We start from the raw sequence: 23,918 nt of genomic DNA on the forward strand, positions 1-23,918 counted from the left end.
AGTCCTCCGAGGCCGAAGCCAGGGTGTGGTGGGTAAGGTTTTCGATGGCAATGAATCAGGATTTCAACGGGTACAGTTCGGTCGGGTATTGCGGTTCCTCTTTGAACGCCCTCGGCACAACGGCGTAGGACACCCTCGGAACACCGCCAAGACGCTGATCCAGCACATGGCTCAGCGACTCGCCCGGGTCCAGATAGGCATCGCCAAAGTCGGCGCCGATATGGATCGGATGGACGACGATTTCCAGCAGGCCGTCGATTGGCATCACCACGTTGCGCAAATCGACCGGGGTGCATACGTTCTGGGCGCTCGCTCCGGCCAGGCTGTTCAATCGATGGTTGAGCAACGTCTTGAACACTCGCTTGGACACACTCAGGTTACTGCCCAGGTCGCGTGCCAGTCGCACGGGCACCCCTTGGCTGGCGGCGAAACGCGCGACGATATCGCCAATGGGCCAAATGTTGTGCACATGCTGATGGGAATCGAGGTGGCTGGGGTGCAGGCCGTTGTCCAGGCAGCGTTGCCATTGGGCTTCGAGTTCCTCCAGCACCGCGTCGCGATCCTGGCGGTTGAGCCGGAGACTGTGGCGGGGCAGGCTGAGGTCGAACTCGCCCTGGCTGTCGCAGAACGTCGAACGCGCGAGAATCGACAGGCTCAACGGCCGGCCATACGTGAGGTTGAAATGCAGCCCGATCCGCCCCTTGAGCAATGGTTGCCGGGCCAGGGCGCAGGCGGCTTCGAAGGCCGGCATGTTGGCCATGGCGGTCGCGGAGCTGATGACCCCGGCGTGAAAGGCACCCAGTATCACCGCGTTTTCGCTCGGGCTGAGGCCGAAATCGTCAGCGTTGACTATGACTTGGCGAGGCATGTTCGCCCTCTCTGTCTTTTTCGGTGGGTGCAGGGCTTTTGACGACGGGAGCCTGCATAGCAGTAAGCGTAGGAGTAACCAGCGCCGCTGCACGCCAGGCCTGCCATTTTTTTAACCAGGGTTTGAGCCGGTGCCAGAGCCGCAGGGCCAGCCCCAGAACGAGGCCGCTGGGACGCCAGGAATAGAAACTCCAGCGCCAGTGCTCCAGTTGCCCGGTCATGCGTTCCAGGAGTTGATGGCTGGAGTTTTCCAGGCTGACCCGCGAGGCGTCGACCCAATGCCAGTTGTCATCCAGCCCCCAGCGGATCCACTCTTCGAGCAGCACGCGACCGCTGCCCAGGTCTGCGTGTTGCGGCAGGAACGCCAGGTTGTAGTCGTACAACCGGCCCTGTTCCAGCAAGCCGATGCGGTAGCTGATGCAGCGCCCGTCCAGATCCAGCAGCACCACCCGCACCAGTCCCTGTTCGGCGAGGGCGCTGAAGGCCCGTTCGATCCATTGTCGGCTGCGGTCGCTGGTGAAAATCCCCACACCTTGAAGGCCTTTCCAGCTCTGTGCTTCGACTTCGCCGAGGGCCTGCAACAGCGGCCCGATGGTGGAAGCGTCGGGGGTTATCCGTCGGACCTCGGCACCGCAAGCCGCGATGCGTTTACGCGCCCGGCGCAGTTTGTAGCGCGGGTCGCCGGACACTTCCTGGCGGTCGGCATCGCTGATCAGGTGCACCGGCACCCGACAACTGAGGCGGCGCTCGCCGGTCGAGCTGTGGGCCATCCAGGTGGTCAGCGCACTTTCTTCGCCGATGGGTTCGGACAATTCATTGAGTTGCAGCATCGCATGGGGCACGCGACGGCGGATGATCACCAGTGCCTTGCGCATGCTGTCGGCATCCAGGCAGCTGAGTAGGGCCAGGCGATCGGTGAAGGGATAACCGAGGTGATGCAGCACCCGAAACGGTAGCCCGGCAAAGCGCTCCACGGATACCACCAGTGGCAGGCACAAGGCCAATTCATCGCCTTGCCAGCCCAGCAGAACGTGCAAGCGTTCCCCAGCGGTCAGTGCCTGTTCCGATGCACGCAGCCAGGCGAGGGTGTTGAACGGCGTGTGGTCCGTCACGCGCCAGCGCAACCCCTCATAGGCGGCTGTTGGAAAGTCTGGAGCGCACAGCGACGTGCGCCATTCGAATCGAGCCATCATAGGTTCAGGCCGCCGCATAACTCATGGACGTTCATGAGGCGCTCCAGCTCAGGGCAAACAGGGTTTGCCCAGGCAGATTGAAGCTGACGCGACCGTCCTGACAGTTGAATGTGCCTTCGCGACTGCGACTGTCGGCACCGAAATACACCAGCGCTCCCTTGGCCAGCGGGCAGGTCGCCCCGGCCAGATCGACGCGTTGCGCGCGGGTGCCCTTATTGACGCCCAACAGGCTGCGTTGGCGCTCGGTGGCCATGGCCAGCACGTCGACTTCGAAGGCGTCGTTGTCCAGGCGCATGACGTTTTTCAGCCAATGCTGCTGGATGAATTGCTGGGCCAGGCCCACCGGTTTGAGTTCGAAACGATCACCGTCCAGCACCCGCACCATGCCTTTGGGGTAGTTCGGTTCGTCGGCGGCCTGGAACCAGTTGAGCATGTCCAGCAACCCGTCCTGCGCCGAGTTGATGACCACCGAGGCCCACCACAGCGAAGCGAAATGGGTTTCCTGATCGTAGGGGCTCAGGCTTGAGCCGCTGGACAGGTTGGTCTGGTCCAGCAGCAAGGCCTTGCGTGGCCGGCCTTGGGCATCGAGGCCCACCAGTTCGGCGGCGCGGCGCACGCTGTCGCGGTAGACGCGGGTTGCCAGCAGGTCGCGAACCATCCATTCGTGCCAGGCGAGGGCGTCGATCTGCCCGCCGGATTCGGCCAGCAGGCGCCGTGCCCAGTCGATACCGCGCTTGTCGGCGGCATCGTCGGCGAACGGGCCATTGACGAAGCGCGAACTGGCGGGCATGGCAATGCGTATGCCGGCCCTGGCGTTGGCCGGGTCGCTGCGCACCTGCCGGGCCATGCTGTTGAAGATCGCCTGATAGTTGGCGTAGCTCGGGTAATTGAGGTTCGGCTCGTCGGCGAACGCGATGTAGTGGACGCCCTTGCCGCCGAGGGCGCGGGTCGCGGCGAGCCAGGCGTCGAGGCCGGCGTTGCTCTGGGGGTCGGCCCGCAGATCGGCCTGGCGCTGGCTGCCGGCCAACAGCGTGATGTCCTGCGTGATACCGAAGCGGTTCTGATAAAGCTGGCGGAACGCATCTTCGTGGTGCGGATTCTGCGCGGTGACGTCGACGAAACTGTAATAGGAGCCCGCCTGGGGTTTGAGGGCGTCGAGCGCCGCGAAACTGGATTGCGGCGGCAGCACGTAGGGCAAGTAAATGCCCAGATTCGGGGTCGGGCCGAGCGTCTCTTTATGCAAGGTCAGCCGGGTCTGGCCATCGTCCTCGCGCAGCGGTTTGAGTTGTTGCGGGTTCTGGGCGAACAGGTTTGCCGTGCCATCGAGCCAGAACGCGACCTTGCCGCTGCCTTGCAGGCGCAGGCGCCAGACTTGTTCGTCCTGAGTGACAGGCAGTTCAAGCTGATCGAATTGCCAATAGGCGCGATAGGGTTTCAGCGCCAGCCTCACTTGTTTGTTATCGCCCACACGCTGGGCCAGCAGGGCACCGACACCACCGTGAAACTTGCCGGCCAGCACCGCGTGTTCCCCCGGTGCGACTTTGAAATACAGTTCATCGCCGCCACGGGTTTCGGCGCTGAAATGCACCTTGGCCGGGGCGAACAACGCCACGGTGCGTTCGTCGTGTTCGACCGTGTAGCGGCGGAAGCTGTAGCCCGGAATTTCCAGTCGATAACTGGCGGCACCGGGCGCCAACGGCCAGCTCTGTCTGCCTTGGGTTTCACTGGCGGCGATCAGGCGATCACCTTTCAGGTTGCCGTTGCCGTCGAGCAGATACAGGTGTTCTTCGTTGGCGTCGGCCTGCCACGCCGGGACCCAGCGAATGGTCAGCGTGTCGGGGCGGTCCGCTTGCAGGTACAGGCTGCCGTCGCGAATGTCGGCCCAGCGCATCGGCGCCGCCTGGGCGCTCAAACCGAGGCCCAGGCTCAACAGCAGCACGAGGCGTTTCATGCCGATTTCCGTTGCAGCATCTGAAGCATCGGTGCCACATCGCTGGGCAGGATGATCAGGGTTTGCCAGACCGGTACGCCGCTCAACCGGCAGTACATCACCAGCAGCGCGACGGTCACGGCCAGGTAGGCGATGGACGATGCCGCTGCGGCGCCGACGATGCCATACATCGGGATCAGCAGCAGGTTCAGGGCCAGGTTCAGCAACGCGCCGAGGCCCATCAACAGCGAAATCGTGCCGGGGCGATTTTTACCCAGCAAGTCCAGGCGCAGGATGCTCGCATAGCAAAGGCCGAGCAGCCCCGGCAGCAGCGCCAGTAACGCTGGGTAGGCCGGCTGATAGGCAATGCCGAACAGCGTGACGATCAGCCATTCACCGATCACCGCCATGGTCAGGCAGGCGCCGAGCATCACCGTGGCGGTCAGGCGCAGGGCCAACGGCGTCAGGCGATCCATGCCTTCGTCCTGTTGCAGCAGGCGTTTCATCAGCGGCGTGGTCACCGCCTCCGGGACGATCAGCAACAGCTCGGCGGCAGCGCTGGCCATGGCGTAATGACCCAACGCGGTGCTGCCGAGCAGGGCGCCGATGAACAGGTAATCGGAGCGCAGAATCACTTGCTGGAACAACAGGTCCGGATGGCTGCGGGCGCTGTAGCGCAACAGTTCTTTCTGGCTGGCGCGGTCCCATTGCAACGTCAAGGGTTGCGCACGTTTGAGCCAGACCCAACCGGCCAGCACCACCAGGCTGATGCCGGCCAGCCAACTGATCAGCGCCGCTTCCAGCGCGGCGTCTTTCCACATCCAGAACAAGGCGATAAACAGCAACAGGGGCGCCAGGGATTCCACCAGCCGCAAGGCATTGAACGCCACCACACCGCCCGACGCGTTGTGCAAGGTCAGCAGGCCGCTCTTGAGTACAGTCAGCGGCACCGCCAGCAGCAACAGCCAGGCGAGCAGTCCCAGTTGCGTGGTGATGTCGAGTTCGCTGCCGAACTCCCGCACCAGCGCCACCACCAGCAACGTCAGCAAACCCGCCAGCAGGCAACCGAACACCAGCACCTGGCTCAGCAGCAAACCCATGGGCCGTTGCTTGGCCGCCTGATACCCCACCGCCGAATTCAGCCCGCCGCTGGTGGCGGCGCTGATCAAATCGGGCAGGGTACTGAGTAGCGCAAACAGGCCGCGTTCGCTGGGGCCCAGAATCCGCGCCAGCAACACATTGCGCAGCAGCCGCAGGCCGATCATCGCCAGTTTGGTGCCCATGCTCAGGGCCAGGTGTTTGAGGTAGTGGCTGCGACTCATGGCCGGGCTCCGCGGTAGATGCGCCACGACAGCAATTCCGGATTGCGCGCCGTGCGCTGGCTGATGCCGATCCGTGGCAAGGCCAATGGGTCGTCGACGCCACGATAAATCCCGGTGGCGGTGCCCAGGGCAAACGGGAAGTCGTGTTCGGCCACATGTTCGCGCACCCGCGCATCGTGGTCGCCGTTGGGGTAGCAGTAGACCGGCAGCGGCCGGTTGCAGCCTTTCAAAAGTGCATTGCGGCTGCGGCTCAGTTCTTCATCCAGGTGTTGATCGTCAAGGCCGGTGAGGATCGCGTGGCTGGCGCCGTGAGGGCCGAAGCGAATCAACCCGCTGGCTTCCAGCACGCGCACTTGATGCCAGTCCAGCGCCTGGGGCAACGACTCTTCGGGGCATTGATCGGTGAGCCGGCTCAGTTCGCCCGGTGGCAGACTTTTCAGGCTTTGCAGAAAATGCAAAAGCGCCAGGCTACGACGCTGTACATCCAGATCATCGAGCAGCACCGGTAGCGGTCGCCCGACCTGTCGCAGGCATTCAATCAAGTGTGTCCGGGCTTTTTCGCCGTGGCTGTGCCACAGGGTTTCCCCCAGGCTTTCCCACCAGAAGCGTTGCCGGCTGCCGATGAAGTCGGTGGAGAGAAAAATGCTCGCCGGCATCTGATGCTTTTTCAGCAACGGGAAGGCATTCAGTGCGTTGTCGCGCCAGCCATCGTCGAAGGTCAGCGCGACTTTGGGCCGCTCCGACCTGAAGGTGTCGGGTTGCAAGATCTCCATCAGTGGCACGCAATCGAAGTGTTTCTTCAACCAGAGCAGCAGATGGGCAAAGGCCTTCGGCCCGACGCACAGTTCATTGCGATGGGGCAGGTCGGCGGCGCGGTCATTGGCTAGCACCCGGTGCAGCATCAGGATCACCCCGGCACCTTGCAGTTGGTGACGGCCTACCGGCGAGTTGAGATAAAGCCAGCCACTGGTGCGTTTTAATAATTGTTTGATCGCCATGGCGCGGTCCTGTCAACGATTTTGCTCGGGGTTCCACTGCGCGTACCGCTGGCCACGCAGGAACTGCCATAGACCGATACTCATCCCGGCAAGGGTCACCAGAAAGAATGCGGCGAGGCGAAAGGGTTTGGGCAAACGGTGTTGCACATCCAGCAGGCCGGCAATGGCCACCACATAACCGAGCAGTTGCGCGATCAGGCTCAGGCGATAGAAGCCATGGACATTCCACAGCCAGCAATTGCTCAGCAACAACGGCAGCAACAGAACTGGTGCCAGGCGTCGAATCAGTTTGTGGCTGATCAGCGCAATCGCATACAGGCCATACCGCCAAGGGTTCAGCATCTCCCGGCGCTGGGCCAGGCTTTGCAGGCCGCCGACGGTGACGCGCTGGCGACGACGCCATTGCTTGGCGATTTCGTCGACGCCTTGATCGCTCACTTGTGCTTCGGGCACATAGACGATGCGTTTGAACGCCACCGGCGCGCAGGTGCTGATAAAGAAGTCGTCATTGACCTCCGCCGGCACGTGCTGGAACAACTCGCGGCGCAGGGCGAGCAGGGCGCCGTCGGCGGAGACCATGCAGCCGGTGCGATTTTCCATCTTGCGCAACCAGCCTTCGTAATGCCGATAAAGGCTGTCGCCCAGGCTCAGGCCCTTGCCCGGCACCGGGATCAGCATGTGCCCGGCACAGGCCCCGACCTCAGGATCGGCCAGGGGCGCGAGCAACTGGCCGAGGGTGTCGGTCGACCATTGGTTGTCGGCATCGGTGAACACCAGAATCTCGCCCGTGCTCAGGGCGACGCCGGCATTCAAGGTGGCCGCCTTGCCCTGACGGGGCAGGTCGAGCACGCTGATGCGCGGGTCAATGACCTTGTGGGCGCAGGCCACGGTATCGTCCGTGGAGCCATCGCTGGCCAGAATGATTTGTAGTGAGTGCGCCTGATAATCCTGAGCGAGCAGGGTGCGCAGTTTGTCTTCGATATGCCGGGCCTCGTTGTGCGCGGCGATGATAATGCTCACGTTCATTGGTGGCGCCGACACATGACGCCGCGCAGGAAACAATGGCGCGATCAGCGTCAGCAGCAGCGGATAGCCAAGCCAGGCATACACCGGCAATAGCAGGCACAACCAGAAAATGAATTCAGCCACGGGCCGGCCTCCTGGCATTCCAATGACAAAGACTCAAAATGAGCGCTGCACCGGCCAGGTGCAGGCGCACCCAGTGCAAACCCCACAGTTGCAGCGTCAGGCGCAGGTCGTGGTGTTTCAGGCTTTGCCGCAGGCTCTGGGCGAGCGCTGGCAGGCTGGTGACGAACAGCATGAATAGCGCCAGTGGGGCGGAACCGTTGAGCAGGGCGGATAGCGCCATGAAATCCAACACCCAGGCGATGATCGACAGCATCGGGAAACGCAGTAAACGCAGATTCATGCCGTGGCTGCGCAGTAGTTGCAGGTGACTGCCCTGACGCCAGAACTCCTTGCCCATCCATTCGCGCCAACTGCTCTCGTAACCCCAATGCAGGGCAACGCTCTGGTTGACGGACAGCAGGCGTGCGCCAGAGTGGGAAAGGCGCATGGTGAAATCTTTGTCTTCGCCGGTGCGCAGGTTTTCGTTGAAGCCGCCGACCTTGTCGAACCATGGACGGCGCATCAACAGGTTGGAGCTGGGCAGCCATCGCACTGTTTTCAGCGTTTCATCGTTCGGGCGCAACGTGCGGCGTTGCCAGGCATTGGCATACCACGGGGCTTCGGCCGGGGTGTGCAGGTCCAGTCCCAGGACGTCGACCTGAGCCGCGGGTTGGATGCTCAACAACAGCGTGAGCCAGTCCTCGGGCATCTCGATATCGGCATCGATGAAGCCCAGCCATTCGCCTGTCGCCATCGCCGCCCCGCGATTGCGCAGGGCGCCGATCAGCAGGCCGGGCAGCACCAGCACCTGCGCCCCGAGCTGGCGAGCGATGTGCGGGCCCTGATCGTCGGAGCCGTTATCGGCCACGATCAGCTCGCATTCCAGCCTGGCGGCTTCGGCGGCATTTTTCGCGGCGAGCAAGGTGCGGCCGATGTGTCGGGCTTCGTTGTACATCGGGATGACGAGGCTGATGCGGCTCATGCCCTTGCCTCCGTCGGCGGATGTTCTTCAGCCTTGAGGCGCAGCACGCAAGTCAGCGCGAGCATGATCCACAGGTATTTGTGATTCGGTGCGCTGAGGAACATCAAGAACAGCAGCAGCGACAGATAGCTGATACCCAGGTGCGTGATCATGTCGGCCTGTTCCCAGTTGCGTCGCAGCAACCAGGCGTGTCGGGCGCGGATCAGGTTGTACATCCCCAGGCCCAGCATGCCGAGGAACAACAGCCCGGCGGGAATCCCCACTTCGCTGAAGATTTCCAGATAAGTGTTGTGAGCGCGGCGATACAGGTCGCCCGGCTTGCGGTTGGCGGAAAACGCTTTGGCGTAACCGGTGGTGGCGTACTGCAGCGGGAAGGTGCCGGGGCCGGAACCGAGTAACGGGTGCTCACGAATGACCTGGCTGCCGACCACAAGGTATGACGCGCGGCGGCCAAGGGATTCGTCCTGGCTCTTGGCGCCGGCCTTCAAGATGCTCAAGGACTGGATGCGCGCGACGTAACCGGCCGGCATCGAATAAATGGCCAGCGGAATCACGAGCACCAGGCCGAGCATGGCAAAACCCAGATGGCGCGGACGGATGCGTGGCAACTGAGCGCGGTAGTGCCAGGCACCGATCATCAAACTGAGGAACAGCACCACCAACCCGGAACGGGATTCGGTCTTGGTCATGCCGCCCAGCAGCAAAATGCAGCAGGCGCCCCAGAATAATCGGTGCAACAGGTTCGGGCCACGGATCACCAGCAGCAGGCCCAACGGCACGGCGAAGGCGATCAGCAGGGCAAACGAGTTCGGGTCTTCCAGCAACCCGGCGGCGCGGCCCTTGTCCTGATACTTGATGGAAAACATGGCCAGCACGCAGGTCGCGCTGACGCTGAGGGTCACCAGCCGGGCGAACAGATCGAGGTTCAGCTCACGGCCGATCAGCAAGGTAATTACAAACAGAATCAAGCCGACAGACAGTTCCCGCAGATGACTCTGGGACATGTCCAGGTTGTCGGTAATGATCATGCTCAATAGGTACAACACCATGAACCAGATCAGGCAGCGCCAGATGTTGCTGCGCAGGCGCTCGGACGGAATCTGGTGCATGGCCAATTGCAACATCAGGATCAGTGCCAGCGACGCACCGATGAATTTGGTGCCCGACAGTGCGCTGCCCTTGAAGAAACCTTCGAACGGCACCAGCGCCGCGATGCCCAACAAACCCCAGACAGGTTTTCGGTACAGCACCGCGACAGCCACCAGGCCGAGCACCGCGCCTGGTGCCAGATATGGATAAGGGCTGGCCAGCAAACCGAGGCAGACCAGGGCGAGCAGACTGACGATCGAGAGCGGAAAAATCACGCGCGTGCCTCCCGTGCAGTACGGATATAAAGCTGCGACCAGCGTTCGGCCAAGGCCTTCAGGTCGTAACGGTCCAATTGCGTACGTCTTGCGTTGTCGGTCAATTGGCGAGCCAGTGCCGGCTCACTCAGCAGCGTATCGATCTGCCGGGCGAGGGCGGCGCTGTCGGTGGGTTTGGCCAGCAGGCCGTTGTGCCGATCCTCCAGCACATCGGGAATCCCGCCGACGCTGAATGCCACCACCGGCACTCCGGCCTGCATCGCTTCCAGTAAAATCATCGGCGTGCCCTCGGTGCGCGAGCTGATCACCAGCGCATCGAGTTGCTGCCACCACCGGTTCATGTCGGTTTGATAACCCGGCAGGGTGATGCGTTGGTGCAAGCCGGCAGCGGCAATCCGCGCCAGTAGGGTTTGCTGTTCCGGGCCGTCGCCGAGCATCACGGCGTCCAGTTGCGGGTGTTGCTGACAGAGCGGAATCAAGGCATCGAGAAACAGGTCCGGGCCTTTTTCGTTGCTCAGTCGCCCGACGTAACCCGCCAGCCAGCGCGGGTGTTTGACGTTGTCGGGCAGCCGGTTGCTGGCTGTTGGCAGACCATTGGGAATCACTTGCAGTTTCTCCGTCCGGACACTGGCCTTGCGGTGCAGTACGGCAATGCTTTCGGCCACGCAAACCACGCGATGCACCGACGCCGTGCGGCACAGTTGCAGGCTCAGCCAGCCGTAGAAGCGTTGCTTGCGACTGCGTGGGGTGAAACCGTGTTGGGTAATCACCAATGGCAAATCCAGCAACGTCGCGCCCACCCAGCCAAACAACAAACCCTTGAAATTGTGCGTGTTGATCAGCGGCTGTTCAGCCCGCCGCTGACGTAAATGACGCAGCAATTCCCTCAAACCCGTGAAGCTGCGGCAGTCGACCCCTGCCTCGCGAAATCGCGCGATCAGCACTGGCGGCGCATCGAGAAACAGCACTTGGTGCCGCCCCGGCGTCGCCAGGCAATGGTCCAGCAGCATCCGCTCAGCCCCATAGAAGCCGCCGCTGCTGATCAAATGCATGATCGGCAGTGCGCTGGCGCTGAGCGGCCCGTTCAATGGCGCACCCAATGCATGAAGCTAGGCACGGTCCAGTTCTTGTGCGGGTTGTTCGGCAGGGTGTTCTGATCGTTGATCACCAACAGCACCGGCATGCCCAGTTCATGGGTGATTTGCGCTGGATGTTTGAAGCGGTGATCGAAGAACTCACGCACGTAGACGAAGGCAATCGCCAGCAGCAGACCGGTCAGCATCCCGAACGGGATGATCAGCAGCGGTTTGGGATACGCTGCCTCGGTCGGTTCGTACGGTGGGCTGAGCACCTTGGCGTTGGAAATATTGTTGTCCAGCGAACGGGCGGTGCTGCTTTCGGCAAAACGCTGCGCGTAGGTGGAGAACGCCGCGTGCAAGGCAGTGATCTCGGTGTCCATCTGCTGCAACTTGCTCTGAGCCACTTGCAATTGATGAATGCGGTTCTTGAACGCGGCGATGCGCGCGGTTTTCTGGTTGATCACCGCGGTGACGATCGCCAGGTCGTTGGTACGCTCCTGAATCCGGTTGCTGACGATCTTCAGGAACTGCTGACGGGTGCGGGAAATCTGCTCACGGGTCAACAGCATCGGTTCACTGCCTGGCTGGAATACCGCCAGGTCGTTCATGTAACGGGCGACCTGAGTCGTCAGTTGTTCACCCAGTTGCCGGATCTCCCGGTCTTCGAAGGCAATGTTGTCCACCGTGGTGGTGAACGTGAAGGGGAAAGTGTAATCGCTGAGCCGCGACGTACTGGTGGCGGCTGTCAGGGCGGTTTTCAGGTAGTCGAGCCAGCGCTGGCTTTGCAACAGGCGATCCTGATACTGGTTCAGGGCCTCTTCCTCGGTGTTGATGGCGTTGAGGCGGAAGGTGATTTCTTCCTTCGGATCGGACGAGCCTACCCCTTCGAGCAACGCCAGTCGTGTGCCTTCCAGGCCATCGAGGCGCACCTGATATTGCTTCTTCTTGGTTTCGTAGAAACTCTGCGGCAATTCGATCGATTGCAGTTCCTGGCGGTTGGTCAGGTAGTTTCGCAGCAACTGCGCGACAAATCGCGTGCCCTGGGCAGGATCGCGATAGCTGTAGACAATCGAGATCACGTTGGATCCCGGCAGGGTATCGATCCTCAGGTTCTCGGTGGCCTGTTGGGTGAAGACATCCAGGTCGGTATCGCGCTCGGGATCGGTTTCAAGCCCGAACGCGTCGCGCACCGGATTGATCACGTATTCACGCAAGGGGGTGGCCACGAAACGTTTGATCGGTCCGGTCACCAGTGTGCTGAAGGCCCCGGGGTTGGGCTTGTACTCGCCTTTGGCCTGCAGGTCGCTGATGGTCTGACGGATCAGGGCCGGTGAGCGCAGGATGTTGCTCTCGGTTTCCATGTCTGCCAGTGACGGCGGAATGAAAGAGGCGTCGCCTTGGGTCAGGGACGTGGTGGCGTCTCCCTGAGAGAGTTTTTTGGACTGCACGAGCACCTGCGCGGTGATATCGAAGCTCTGTTTGAGCATCAGCGGCAAGAGCAGGGCAATCACTGCAAAGCTCAGGAAGATTCGCTTCACCAACCGCTTGTTGGCGAAGAAGATCCTGAAGAACTCATGCAGGTAGTTTTCCTTTGGGTTCATGATCGGTTACCTGAGCGTTAGTTGTTACTGCCTTTGTTGTCGACGCGGTAGCCGAAGCCGAAGCCGACCCCCTGGAACAACACCACGTCCGCCAGTTGCCGCGCGAGCTCACCAGCGCTTGCCAGTTTGGTCTTGGGCACGTAGAGCATGTCGTCCGGTTGCAGGTAAGCAATCTGCGACGCGTCACCGGACAAGGCTTTTTCCACGTCGTAGCGCACGGCCTGCACCTGATTGCCGTTGCGGCGCATGATCACCACCGAGTCGAGCCGCGCCTTGACGTTGGTGCCACGGGCCAGGGTCAGCGCTTCAAGCACCGAGACGGGTCGGTTGATCGGGTAGGAGCCCGGTTGCGCAACTTCACCCAGCACATAGATTTCGTTGCCCGACGTGGATTTGAGCATGACGTCGACCGTCATTCGCCCCGGCAATTGCGCGTAGCGCTGATTGAGGAAGGTTTCCAGTTGGTTGACGGTCATGCCTTGCAGCGGCACGGAGCCGATTTCCGGGAAACTCGCATAGCCGTCGTTGCCCACGGTAATCTCCCGGCTCATGCCGGTGGCGGGGTGGCTCAGGGCGCTCTTGAGGTTCTGCTCGTTACTCAACGGGCTGGTGACCAGCACGGTCAGCTGGTTGCGATTGGGCTGGAACAGGGATTTGCGCTCATAGACGCGCTGGATCTCCTGCCGCGCTTCGACCGACGTCAGCCCGGCGACTTTCACCGCGGTATTGGCCCCCGGCAGTTCAATGGTACCGTCGGGCAGCACCAGTTGAGTGCCATTGAGCTGGCTGGCCGCGGTGAAGTTCAGGGCGACCTGGTCACCGGACTGAATGCGGTAAGCGCCCGAGCCAGTGGTACTGATGTGAAAGATCACATCCAGCACGTCCTTGGGCCGCAGGGTCTGTTCGACCCTGGGCATGTCGGTGGCCTGGGCGTTGGCCGGCGCGGCCGTGAGGATCTGCACCGGCATACTCTGGGTTTCACTGGTGCTGGAGCAGCCTGCAAGCGGCAGCAACAGCAGGAGAAGCATTTTGGCGTTCATGGCGTCATCCTTTCTGCGGTTGCTTACAGGTTTTTGTAGAGCCATTTGGGCATGTAGTACTTGCGTCGGTTGAAGACGCTGCCCACCAGTTTTGCGCCGGCCTGGGTCAAGCGCTGGACCGCGGCCTGAGCCACTTCCCAGCGCGTGTCTTCGGCGCGCACCACCATGATCACGCCGTCCACCAGGGTGCTGATGACCAGGGTGTCGGCGGCCGAATACACCGCGTCGCCGTCGATCACCACAAAGCGATACCGAGCGCCCAGTTGGTTGAGCAACGGGGCCAGCTGTTCAGTCGTCAGGTGCTCGGCGCCGCGGATGTGCCGCCCGTTCGGCAAGATGTGGAAGGGCAGGCTGGAGACGTTCACCAGACAGTCCTGCAACAATGGCGGGGAGGCGTTGAACAGCAGGTCGCGAAAGCCGCGTTCTTTGCTCAGCCCCAGCTGTTGCGTGAGGTTGGTCTCCGACTGGCTGGCGTCCACCAGCAACACTTGGCCGCTGCTCATTGACGCCAGTTGCTTGGCCAGCGCCAGGGCGCTGGTGGTGGTGCCGGCGCCTGCATTGGCAGCGGTCAGGAAGAGGATCCGCAGATCCAGGTCGAGCACGGTCGAGGTCAGGTTGGACTCGCTCGGGCTGGCGATGGTCAGGCTTTTGTTCGATGAACCGTCCATTTAACTCGCTCCGTGGCCGCTGAATACTTTGAAGGGGGTTTTCAACAGGATCTTCAGATCAAGCAAAAGGCTCTGCTCGGCGATGTAGGTGAGGTCCAACTCAACGCGCTGGTCGAAGTCGATATTGCTGCGCCCGGAGATCTGCCACAGGCCGGTCATGCCGGGGTAGATGCTCAGGCGTGCAAGGTGGCTATCCTTGTAACGATGGGCGTTGAACGAGGTTGGCCGCGGGCCCACCAAACGCATGTCGCCGCTCACCACATTGATCAGGTTCGGTAACTCATCGAGGCTGCTGCGTCGCAGGAAGCCGCCGATGGGGGTAATCCGCGGGTCGTCGTCGATCTTGAAGTCGATGGCGTCGGCGCCGTGCTTGTTCAGATATCGCAGGGACTCCTTGAGCTCCTCGGCGTTGGCCACCATGGTGCGGAACTTGTACATGCCGAACATGCGGCCGCGGTAGCCGGTGCGTTTCTGCACGAACATCACCGGCCCCGGGCTGCTGAACTTGATCGCCAGTGCCAGCCCCAGCAGCACCGGGGAGATCAGCAGCAAAATCACCAGTGCACCGAGGCATGCGAACACTCGGTTGGTTCGTGACAGGGTCCAGGGGCGACCGCCGTTGCGGCCGGTCACCCAGCCGCGACCCTGCATGTGGATCGCCTTGTCGAGGCGCATTCGGTGCTCGGGGTCCAGGCGGTTGTCACGCTGCATGTGATCGAGCAACACGCCTTTTTCATGTCCAGTCATAGAGTCCTCCGCTGAAGCCCGGCCATGAGTGGCGAGTGGGCGCTGCGCAGTGGGTAGTAGTCACGGAACCAGGCGATGAATCGTCCGAGTCCTTCATCCAGCTCGATCCGTGGCTGGAAACCGGTGGCTTGCGCCAGATCGCTGGCATCGGCGCAGGTGTTGAGCACATCACCCGGTTGCAGGGGCAGCAACTCGACGAGGGCTTTCTGTCCGAGGTGTTTTTCCAGCAGCGCCAGGTAGTCCTTGAGCGCTATTGGCTGCTGTCCGCCAATGTTGTAAATGCGCCACGGCGCCATGCTGCTGGCCGGGTCCGGTTGCTCGCGGTTCCAGTCCGGTGCCGCTTGGGGGGCACGTTCGAGCAGGCGGGCGATGCTCTCGATGATGTCGTCGATGTAGGTGAAGTCCCGCTGGTGCTGGCCGTAGTTGAACAGCTTCAGCGGCTGCCCTTCGGCAATCGCCCGGGCGAACTGGATCGGCGACATGTCGGGCCGGCCCCAAGGCCCGTACACGGTGAAAAAACGCAAACCGGTGCAGGGAATGCCGAACAGATGGCTGTAGCTATGGGCCATCGACTCGTTGGCTTTTTTGGTCGCGGCGTACAGCGACAACGGGTGGTCGACGTTGTCCTTGACCGAGTAAGGCGTGTGCTGGTTGGCGCCGTACACCGAACTGGACGAGGCATAGATCAAGTGCTTGACCGGGTGGTGACGGCAGCTTTCGAGGATGTTGAGGAACCCGCTCAAATTGCTGTCGAGGTAGGCCCGGGGATTTTCCAGGGAGTGCCGCACCCCGGCCTGGGCCGCGAGGTGAATCACCACTTCCGGTTGTTCACACACAAACAGTGCGTCGAGGGCCTGGGCATCGGCCAGGTCGATTTTCGCGAGGGGGAAATCGCCGACCTGCTCGCGCACCCAATCCACGCGATCGTGTTTGAGTTGCGGGTCGTAGTAATCATTGAAGTTGTCCAGCCCGCACACCTGATGCCCGTCACGCAACAGCCGCAACACACAATGGGCACCAATGAATCCGGCCGCTCCAGTGACGAGTATCTTCATGATCGTGGTGCCTCGGGAGCGATGTGCCGAAGCCCGATGCCGCTGTAGTGCAAACCAGCCGCCGCCGCGTGTTCCGGGTTGTAAAGGTTGCGGCCGTCGACGATCACCCGCGCGCGCAGTTTGCTCGCCAGCAGGTCGAAGTCGACCACACGGAAGTTTTTCCATTCGGTGCAGATCACCAGCGCGTCGGCATCTTCCAGGGTGTCGTCGCGGGTGGCGCACAGGTGCAGGTCATTGCGGTAGCCGTAAATGCGCCGGCACTCGGACATGGCTTCCGGATCGTAAGCCTGCACGCTCGCGCCTTCGGCCCACAGCGCCTCCATCAGGTAACGGCTGGGGGCTTCGCGCATGTCATCGGTATTGGGTTTGAAAGCCAGGCCCCAGATCGCGATGGACTGGCCGGCCAGCCCGTTGGGGAATTGCGCCTTCAGTTTGCTGATCAGAATGTGCCGTTGGCTGTCGTTCACGTCGGTGACGCTGCGCAACAGACGCAATGGCATGCCGTTGTGTTCGGCGGTGTGCAGCAGGGCGCGCAAGTCCTTGGGGAAGCATGAGCCGCCGAAGCCGCAGCCGGGGTAGATAAAGTGGTAACCGATGCGTGGGTCCGAGCCGATGCCTTTGCGCACCGCTTCGATGTCAGCCCCCAACAGCTCGGTGAGGTTGGCCAGTTCGTTCATGAAACTGATGCGCGTGGCGAGCATCGCATTGGCCGCGTACTTGGTCAGCTCGGCACTGCGATTGTCCATGAACATGAGCTTTTCCCGGTTGCGGCAGAACGGCGCATAGAGTTCGCTCAACTGGTTGCGTGCTTCATCGTCATTGGTGCCGACGATGATCCGGTCCGGACGCATGCAATCGGCCAGGGCGCTGCCTTCCTTGAGAAACTCCGGGTTGGACACCACCCGCACGTTCAACGCACCTTTACCTCGGTGTTGCAGCGCTTCGTGGGCGGCGCTCGCCACCTGGTCCGCAGTGCCCACCGGCACGGTGGACTTGATGATCAGGGTGCGATCGGACTCCATGAGACTGGCGATCTGCCGGGCTACATTCAGTACATGGCTGAGGTCGGCGGAACCGTCTTCATCGGCGGGGGTACCTACCGCGATGAAAATCAGCTCGGCATGCTCGACCGCGTCGCTGGCCTGAGTGGTGAAGAGCAGACGACCGGCTTTGATGTTGTCTTCCAGGGTGCTGGACAGTCCCGGCTCGCTGATTGGAGGCACGGCTTGCTGCAGTTGTCTGATCTTGTTGGAGTCAATATCCACACACAGGACGCGATGTCCGACATCAGCCAATGCTGCGGCTTGTATAAGGCCGACGTAGCCGGTACCAAATACGCTCACGTCCATATTGGCGTGCCTCGTAAGACGGTGGATGTAACTGAAATGAGACTGTCAAAAGGGGTATAGCCCAGCCTTGGGAAAGCGTGTCAGCAAAATGACGGGTAGCGCGGGTTGGAAACCCTGATTTCACGGGCTATTTGCTATCAAGTGCTTGCCGTTGCTGGATTTGTCGCGGTTTTGAGGGCTCGGTGAGGGTTTCAAGAAAACGATAAACGGTCGCAAGGCTTGTATTAAAAGGGTTACAGGCACTCTGGTGTGTCAGATTTGAGGCAACATTTTTTTGACGCCTTTGGCAAAAAACCGGCATTTCTTGCGCTTCGATGGCTTAGTGCTAGTGTCAGAAAATAGCTGACAATCATTGGTTTCCATTGGCTAATGGCAGCCATGGAGGTACTGCACCACCATGATCCGATACCTCAAGGAACTGTTGCTGGTTCTGTATTTACTCAAGAGTTACGACTATTACCTTGATCGTCTCGATGCACTGGGCATCGGAATCCCGATGCTGCTGTATGGCGGGATGTTCGTGGTGCTGACGATCGTGCTGTTCATGACCGCGTACATCCGCCAGACGCTGATCCGTCATTTGTTCGCGTTGGCGATGTTTGGCTCGGCGGTTTTCTTTGATGTCTATACGCACGTGACCGCCAGTTACCTGACTTACAGCAGTTTTGTGTCGCTGGTGTATTCCGGCGGGTTCATCCAGGAAGCGGCTTACCAGTACCGCGATGCGATCATCAGCGCGATGGTCAGTGGCTTGTTGTTGCTGTTGGGGATCGGGCTCAAGCCGCGTCGACGGTTGCCGTTGCCAGGGGCGCTGTTGGTGGCGGCGCCGGTGCTCGGGGTGTTGTTGCTCAGCGCGGTGCTGTTCGTGCGGGCCGGCGAGGGCGCCCGTGGCTTGCCGATCATGTACACGCCGTTGGCCTATCTGAATCTGTTTACCTATGAAGCGCTGCACAACACCGTCGGCCCGCGTGAACCGGTGAACCTGGCGCGCATCGATCAGCCCGTGGGCTACGACATCGTGCTGATCATCGACGAGAGCATTTCCGGCAATTACCTGGACATCAACACGCCGTTCGGTGTGCACAGCAACCTCAAGGAGCCGCACCCGGGCGTGGACATCTTCAACTATGGCTACGCCGCGTCCATCGCCAATTGCAGTGCCGACACCAACGTCACCCTGCGCTATGGCGGCACTCGCACCGATTACATGCGGATCAACACCACGCTGCCGTCGATCTGGCAGTACGCGAAAAAGGCCGGGCTGCGCACGGTTTACATCGACGCCCAGCGCACTGGCGGCAACTTGCAGAACCTGATGAACAATGCCGAGAAGCAGGACATCGACGAGTTCGTGCAATTCGACCAGACCGGCGTGCGCGACCGCGACATGGCAGCGGCAGCCAAGCTGATCGACCTGCTCAACGACGGCAAACCGGAACTGGTGGTGATCAACAAGGTCGGCGCGCATTTTCCAGTGCACGACAAGTACCCGGATGCCTTCATGGCCTACCGGCCGGCGTTGCCCCGTGGGCAGTTTGTCGAGGTAACGGACACGGGCAAACGCGATGGCTTCAACGGCCAGCCGGATGATTGGGTGCTGTACCGCAATGCCTACAAAAATACCGTGCTGTGGAATGTCGGCGAGTTCTTCGCACGGGTTTTCGCGCAGGCGGATTTGCGCAATGCGCTGCTGATCTACACCTCGGACCATGGACAGGACCTGCATGAGCGCGGTAACCCCGGGCTCAACACTCACTGCGGCAGTGAACCGGTGGAGGAGGAGGGGGTGGTGCCGTTGGTGGTGATTTCGGGCAGCGATTTGAAGACCCTGGACTGGCAGGCGCAGTTGCCGGCCAACAAGGATCGCTCCAGTCACTACAACATCTTCCCGACGTTGCTGCAGTTGATGGGCTATGACCTGGCGGGGATCGAGGCGGTGTATGGCAAACCGTTGAGCGTGCCGACGGTGGACGATTTCACGTTTAACTATCGGTTCAATGCGCGGCTCGGCGCTGTGCCTGCGTGGAAGTACATTGATTTGAACAGCATTGTGACGCCGGGGCAGGTGGTGCCGAGTGTGGCGGTGGGGCAGTGAGATTTTGAGCGATTGAGCGGCCTCTTCGCGAGCAAGCCCGCTCCCACAGGTGATTGAGGTGCACGCAAATCTTTCGTACACCATCGCCCCCTGTGGGAGCGGGCTTGCCCGCGAAGAACGATAACGCGGTGCCGCTGCCGTCCGCTATCCTAGGCCCATTGCCTCCAACGAGCCTTCCCTCATGCTTTCGGTCCAGGGCGTCTTCAAAAGCTACGCCACCCCCCAAGGCCCATTACCGGTACTGCAAGGTGTCGACCTCACCTTGAAACCCGGCAGCAGTCTGGCGCTGATGGGCGAGTCGGGCAGTGGCAAGAGCACCTTGCTGCACCTGATCGCCGGCCTGGACAAGGTCGATCGCGGCAGCATTCGCAGTGGCGAGCATCGGCTGGAGCAGATGAACGAAGGCCAATTGGCCAACTGGCGCCGGACCGAAATCGGCCTGGTGTTCCAGCAGTTCAACCTGATCGGCAGTTTGCGGGTCGAGGATAATCTGGCGTTTCAGGCGCGTTTGGCCGGGCGCCACGATCCGCGTTGGCAGGCGCATCTGGTGCAACGTCTCGGGTTGGCGGACCTGCTACTGCGCTATCCGGAGCAGTTGTCCGGCGGGCAACAGCAACGGGTCGCGTTGGGCCGTGCGCTGGCCTCGCAACCCAAACTGCTGCTGGCCGACGAGCCCACCGGCAGCCTCGATGAAGCCACCAGCGATGAGGTGTTGAAGTTGTTGCTGGAGCTGCTCGACGACAGCCCCACGACCTTGTTGATGGTCACTCACAGCCCACGGGTTGCCGCGCGGCTGGCGGACAAAGTGGTGCTGCACGGTGGCCGCCTGGCTGGCGCGGACGAGCGCTGAGGTGCGGGTTTTTCGCGAGACGCTACGGGCGCTGCTCAGCCATTGGCGGCAGCACCCGGTGCAATTTTTCAGTGTGCTGACCGGGCTCTGGCTCGCCACCAGCCTGTTGACCGGCGTACAGGCGCTGAACAGCCAGGCGCGAGAAAGCTATGCACGGGCCAGTCAATTGATCGGTGGCGAACCCCAGGCCAGCCTCAGTGCGCCCGGCGGCGGAGTGTTTTCTCAGCAAGTGTTTGTCGACCTGCGTCGTGCGGGTTGGCCGGTATCGCCGGTATTGCAAGGCCGGGTGACGCTCAAGGGCCATGAAGACCAGCGCTTGCAGTTGATGGGCATTGAGCCGGTGTCGTTGCCCAGCGGTTCCGCAGTGGCCGGGCGGTCATTGCCGATCGAGCAGATCGTCGAGTTTTTCACCCCACCGGGCAGCACCTGGGTATCGCCGCAAACTTTGCAGGCGTTGGGCTTGCACGAAGGCGAAACACCGATGGCCCAGAGCGCAATCACCTTGCCGCCACTGCGTGCCCAGCCTGACATGGCGCCCGGTGTGTTGCTGGTGGACATCGGCTTCGCCCAGCAGATTCTGCAGCTGCCCGATCAACTGTCGCGCCTGCTGCTGCCCAAGGATTTCACCGCGACCCTGCCTGATGAGTTCAAGGGCCAACTCCAGCTCAAAACCAGTGACCAGGAAAACAACCTCGCGCGCCTGACCGAGAGCTTCCACCTGAACCTCGATGCCTTGGGCTTTCTATCGTTCGTGGTCGGCCTGTTCATCGTTCACGCGGCAATCGGTCTGGCGCTGGAGCAGCGCCGAGGCTTGCTCAGAACCCTGCGCGCCTGTGGCGTCAGTGCACGCATGTTGATGACCTGTCTCACCGTCGAGCTGGGTGGCCTGGCGCTGATCGGTGGTATCGCCGGCGTCGCCAGCGGCTACCTGCTGGCCAGCGTGTTGTTGCCGGACGTCGCCGCCAGTTTGCGCGGTTTGTACGGCGCCGAAGTACCGGGCCGGTTGAGCCTCAGTCCGTTGTGGTGGTTCAGCGGTATCGGCCTGAGCCTGTTCGGCGCGTTGCTGGCCGGTGCCAACAGTTTGCTGCGAGCGGCGCGTTTGCCGTTGCTGGCGCTGGCCAATCCGCAAGCCTGGCATCAGGCCCACGCGCGCTGGTTGCGGCGCCAGGGTTGGGTCGCCGCGATAGCTGCGGTAATCGCGTTGTGGGCGTTGATCCTGGGCGACAGCCTGAGCAGTGGCTTCGTGTTGATGGCCGCGTTGTTGATCGGCGCCGCACTGGCCTTGCCGGTGGTGTTGAATAGCGTGCTTGACCGGGTGCTTCGGTACAGTCGTTCTGTGCTGGGCCAATGGTTTCTCGCCGATTGCCGCCAGCAACTGCCGGCCCTGAGCCTGGCCTTGATGGCGTTGTTGTTGGCGCTGGCGGCGAACATCGGCGCCGGCAGCATGACCGCCGGTTTCCGTCAGACGTTCAACAACTGGCTCGAACAGCGCCTGACTGCCGAGCTGTACCTCAATCCGCAAAATCCCGCCCAGGCCCGAGAACTGCACACCTGGCTCAAACAACAACCCCAAATCACCGCGGTGCTACCGAACTGGCAAGTGTCGATCCAGTTGCAGGGCTGGCCGGCGGACGTCTTTGGCGTGATCGATCACCCGACCTATCGCCAGCACTGGCCGCTGCTGGAAGCCTTGGGTGACAACCCTTGGGAGCGACTGGCCAAGGACGACGCGCTGATGCTCAGCGAGCAACTGGCGCGGCGGTTGAAGGTGCGGCTCGGTGAGCACCTGACGATTGCCACGCCCAATGGCCCATGGTCGCCACGGATCGTCGGGATCTACGCCGACTACGGCAATCCCAAGGGCCACCTGCTGGTGAACATCAATCATCTGCTGCGCGGCTGGCCGCAACTGACACCCAGCCGTTTCAACCTGCGCATCGACCCTGCGTCGATCCCTGGGTTCCTGACCGCGCTGCAAGCGCGCTTCGCCCTGGACGACAGCCGCATCGTCGATCAGGCCCGGCTCAAGGGCTGGTCCACGCAAGTGTTCGAGCGCACCTTTGCCGCCACCGCCGCGCTCAACAGCCTGACCCTTTGCGTTGCGGGCGTGGCGCTGTTCATCAGCTTGCTGACCCAGAGCCAGAGCCGCCTCGGACAACTCGCGCCGCTGTGGGCGCTGGGCGTGACGCGGCGGCAGTTGATGCTGCTCAACCTTGGGCAAACCTGGTTGCTGGCGGTGCTGACGCTGGTGCTTGCATTGCCGTTAGGCATCGCGTTGGCGTGGTGCCTGGATACGGTGATCAACGTTCAGGCCTTCGGCTGGCGCTTGCCGTTGCGGGTGTTTCCGTTGCAACTGTTGCAGTTGATGGGCCTGGCGTTACTCGCCACATTGCTCGCCTCGGCGTGGCCGTTGTACTCGCTGTATCGCACGCAACCGGCGGATCTGCTGAGGACGTTTGCTCATGAAGATTAAGCTCGGCGTGTTGTTGCTGGCGCTGCTGAGCGGATGCGACAACACGCCTGCGCCGGAAAAAGGCTTCGCCGGCCTCGGCCATCAGGCCGCCGCATATACCCCGGTGGTGCCCGGGCGGGTGTTCAGCTTTCCGGCGGACCATGGCCCCCACGATGGCTTTCGCATCGAATGGTGGTACATCACCGCCAACCTCAAGGACGCCCAGGGCCATGAGTTCGGCGTGCAATGGACGCTGTTCCGCAGTGCCCTGAAAGCAGTTCCCGAGCAACCCGGCTGGGGCAATCAGACCATTTGGCTGGGCCATTCGGCTGTGACTTCCGCCACGGTGCACCATGCCGCCGAACGCTACGCCCGAGGTGGCGTCGGCCAGGCCGGAGTGAGTCTGGCGCCGTTCAACGCATGGATCGACGATTGGCGTTTCAGCAGTCAGGCCACCGATGAAAACCCGCTGGCGGACCTGCAACTCAGCGCCCGCGACAAGGCGTTCAGCTACCAGCTTAGACTGACCACAACCCGGCCACTGGTGCTTCAAGGAGACAAAGGCTTCAGCCAGAAATCCGAACAGGGCCAGGCGTCGTACTACTACAGCCAGCCATTTTTCCAGGCCAGCGGCACCCTGGAAATCGACGGCAAAACCTACACGGTCAGTGGCCCGGCCTGGCTCGACCGTGAGTGGAGCAGCCAACCCCTGACCGCCAACCAGACCGGTTGGGACTGGTTTTCCCTGCACCTGGACAGCGGCGAGCAGGTCATGCTCTACCGCATGCGGCAAAAGGACGGCGCGCCATACCTCACCGGCACCTGGATCGACGCCCAAGGGCAGACGCAGTTATTGCACGCCGACGACATCAGCCTCATACCCCAAGACACCGCCGACGTGGCCGGTCGTTCGATGCCCGTGCACTGGTCGATCAAAATCCCCGACAAACACCTCGATATCACCATCGGCGCCCTCAACCCCAAGGCCTGGATGAACTTGCGCATTCCCTATTGGGAAGGGCCGGTGCGACTGAGTGGCAGTCATGGGGGGCAGGGCTATCTGGAGATGACCGGGTATTGACCAGGAACTCTCGGCGCCACGCTGTTTTCGTTCGTAATGAAGCCTATTCACGGGAGCCCGACGAATTTGAAAGATTTGAAAGCAGGGCGCAGTGTTGTGCTGACCTGTATAGATAAG

General features: G+C 61.7%; 19 protein-coding genes. 4 read left to right on the top strand and 15 right to left on the bottom strand.

The genetic code is table 11. The features are described from left to right. Positions 1-55 precede the first annotated feature (55 nt). Genes AACY49_RS21300 through AACY49_RS21370 form a run of 15 tightly spaced genes read right to left on the bottom strand, consistent with a single transcriptional unit; the run spans position 56 to position 17,323 of the window. A complete protein-coding gene (locus tag AACY49_RS21300) occupies positions 56-868 on the bottom strand; it encodes a ChbG/HpnK family deacetylase (protein WP_339526221.1) in 813 nt (270 codons plus the stop codon). Beyond that, positions 840-2,060, bottom strand: a complete 1,221-nt coding sequence (locus AACY49_RS21305; protein ID WP_339526223.1) for a GNAT family N-acetyltransferase — start codon at positions 2,058-2,060, stop codon at positions 840-842. The genes AACY49_RS21300 and AACY49_RS21305 overlap by 29 nt, the downstream gene beginning before the upstream one ends. 31 nt (positions 2,061-2,091) lie before the next feature. Beyond that, positions 2,092-4,011 (bottom strand): hypothetical protein, encoded by a 1,920-nt coding sequence (locus tag AACY49_RS21310; RefSeq protein ID WP_339526225.1) that lies wholly within the window; start codon positions 4,009-4,011, stop codon positions 2,092-2,094. Continuing rightward, positions 4,008-5,312, bottom strand: a complete 1,305-nt coding sequence (locus AACY49_RS21315; protein ID WP_258700079.1) for a lipopolysaccharide biosynthesis protein — start codon at positions 5,310-5,312, stop codon at positions 4,008-4,010. The genes AACY49_RS21310 and AACY49_RS21315 overlap by 4 nt, the downstream gene beginning before the upstream one ends. Further along, positions 5,309-6,310 (bottom strand): polysaccharide deacetylase family protein, encoded by a 1,002-nt coding sequence (locus AACY49_RS21320; RefSeq protein ID WP_339526227.1) that lies wholly within the window; start codon positions 6,308-6,310, stop codon positions 5,309-5,311. Before AACY49_RS21320 ends, AACY49_RS21315 begins: the two co-directional genes overlap by 4 nt. A gap of 12 nt (positions 6,311-6,322) precedes the next feature. After that, a complete protein-coding gene (locus AACY49_RS21325; protein WP_339526229.1) occupies positions 6,323-7,459 on the bottom strand; it encodes a glycosyltransferase family 2 protein in 1,137 nt (378 codons plus the stop codon). Further along, a complete protein-coding gene (locus AACY49_RS21330) occupies positions 7,452-8,420 on the bottom strand; it encodes a glycosyltransferase (protein ID WP_339526231.1) in 969 nt (322 codons plus the stop codon). The genes AACY49_RS21325 and AACY49_RS21330 overlap by 8 nt, the downstream gene beginning before the upstream one ends. Further along, positions 8,417-9,784 carry an O-antigen ligase family protein gene (locus AACY49_RS21335; protein WP_339526232.1) on the bottom strand — a complete coding sequence of 456 codons (1,368 nt, stop codon included), beginning with the start codon at positions 9,782-9,784 and terminating at the stop codon, positions 8,417-8,419. The genes AACY49_RS21330 and AACY49_RS21335 overlap by 4 nt, the downstream gene beginning before the upstream one ends. After that, positions 9,781-10,836 carry a glycosyltransferase family 4 protein gene (locus AACY49_RS21340; protein WP_445262657.1) on the bottom strand — a complete coding sequence of 352 codons (1,056 nt, stop codon included), beginning with the start codon at positions 10,834-10,836 and terminating at the stop codon, positions 9,781-9,783. Before AACY49_RS21340 ends, AACY49_RS21335 begins: the two co-directional genes overlap by 4 nt. 32 nt (positions 10,837-10,868) lie before the next feature. Next, positions 10,869-12,464 (bottom strand): GumC family protein, encoded by a 1,596-nt coding sequence (locus tag AACY49_RS21345; protein ID WP_339526235.1) that lies wholly within the window; start codon positions 12,462-12,464, stop codon positions 10,869-10,871. A 17-nt stretch (positions 12,465-12,481) separates the two neighbouring features. Next, on the bottom strand, positions 12,482-13,504 hold the full coding sequence (locus tag AACY49_RS21350; protein ID WP_339526237.1) for a polysaccharide biosynthesis/export family protein: 1,023 nt from the start codon (positions 13,502-13,504) through the stop codon (positions 12,482-12,484). 23 nt (positions 13,505-13,527) lie between these two features. Then, positions 13,528-14,172 (bottom strand): CpsD/CapB family tyrosine-protein kinase, encoded by a 645-nt coding sequence (locus AACY49_RS21355; protein WP_339526238.1) that lies wholly within the window; start codon positions 14,170-14,172, stop codon positions 13,528-13,530. After that, complete coding sequence (locus AACY49_RS21360) at positions 14,173-14,919, bottom strand: sugar transferase (protein WP_339526239.1); 747 nt, start codon at positions 14,917-14,919, stop codon at positions 14,173-14,175. Next, positions 14,916-15,974 carry an NAD-dependent epimerase gene (locus tag AACY49_RS21365; RefSeq protein ID WP_320394015.1) on the bottom strand — a complete coding sequence of 353 codons (1,059 nt, stop codon included), beginning with the start codon at positions 15,972-15,974 and terminating at the stop codon, positions 14,916-14,918. The genes AACY49_RS21360 and AACY49_RS21365 overlap by 4 nt, the downstream gene beginning before the upstream one ends. Beyond that, positions 15,971-17,323 carry a UDP-glucose dehydrogenase family protein gene (locus AACY49_RS21370; RefSeq protein WP_258700089.1) on the bottom strand — a complete coding sequence of 451 codons (1,353 nt, stop codon included), beginning with the start codon at positions 17,321-17,323 and terminating at the stop codon, positions 15,971-15,973. The genes AACY49_RS21365 and AACY49_RS21370 overlap by 4 nt, the downstream gene beginning before the upstream one ends. Positions 17,324-17,720: 397 nt before the next feature. Between AACY49_RS21370 and AACY49_RS21375 the strand changes: the two genes are divergently transcribed. From AACY49_RS21375 to AACY49_RS21390, 4 genes are all read left to right on the top strand, one after another. After that, on the top strand, positions 17,721-19,418 hold the full coding sequence (locus AACY49_RS21375; protein ID WP_339526243.1) for a sulfatase-like hydrolase/transferase: 1,698 nt from the start codon (positions 17,721-17,723) through the stop codon (positions 19,416-19,418). A gap of 181 nt (positions 19,419-19,599) precedes the next feature. Beyond that, a complete protein-coding gene (locus AACY49_RS21380) occupies positions 19,600-20,268 on the top strand; it encodes an ABC transporter ATP-binding protein (protein WP_258700091.1) in 669 nt (222 codons plus the stop codon). Between the two features lies 1 nt (position 20,269). Further along, the gene (locus AACY49_RS21385; protein WP_339526260.1) at positions 20,270-22,741 is read left to right on the top strand and encodes an ABC transporter permease; all 2,472 of its coding nucleotides are present in this window, start codon (positions 20,270-20,272) and stop codon (positions 22,739-22,741) included. Next, on the top strand, positions 22,731-23,801 hold the full coding sequence (locus AACY49_RS21390) for a lipocalin-like domain-containing protein (protein ID WP_339526245.1): 1,071 nt from the start codon (positions 22,731-22,733) through the stop codon (positions 23,799-23,801). Before AACY49_RS21385 ends, AACY49_RS21390 begins: the two co-directional genes overlap by 11 nt. The last annotated feature ends 117 nt before the right edge of the window (positions 23,802-23,918 follow it).

It is taken from the genome of Pseudomonas sp. EL_65y_Pfl2_R96, assembly GCF_963970905.1.
Lineage (GTDB): Bacteria > Pseudomonadota > Gammaproteobacteria > Pseudomonadales > Pseudomonadaceae > Aquipseudomonas.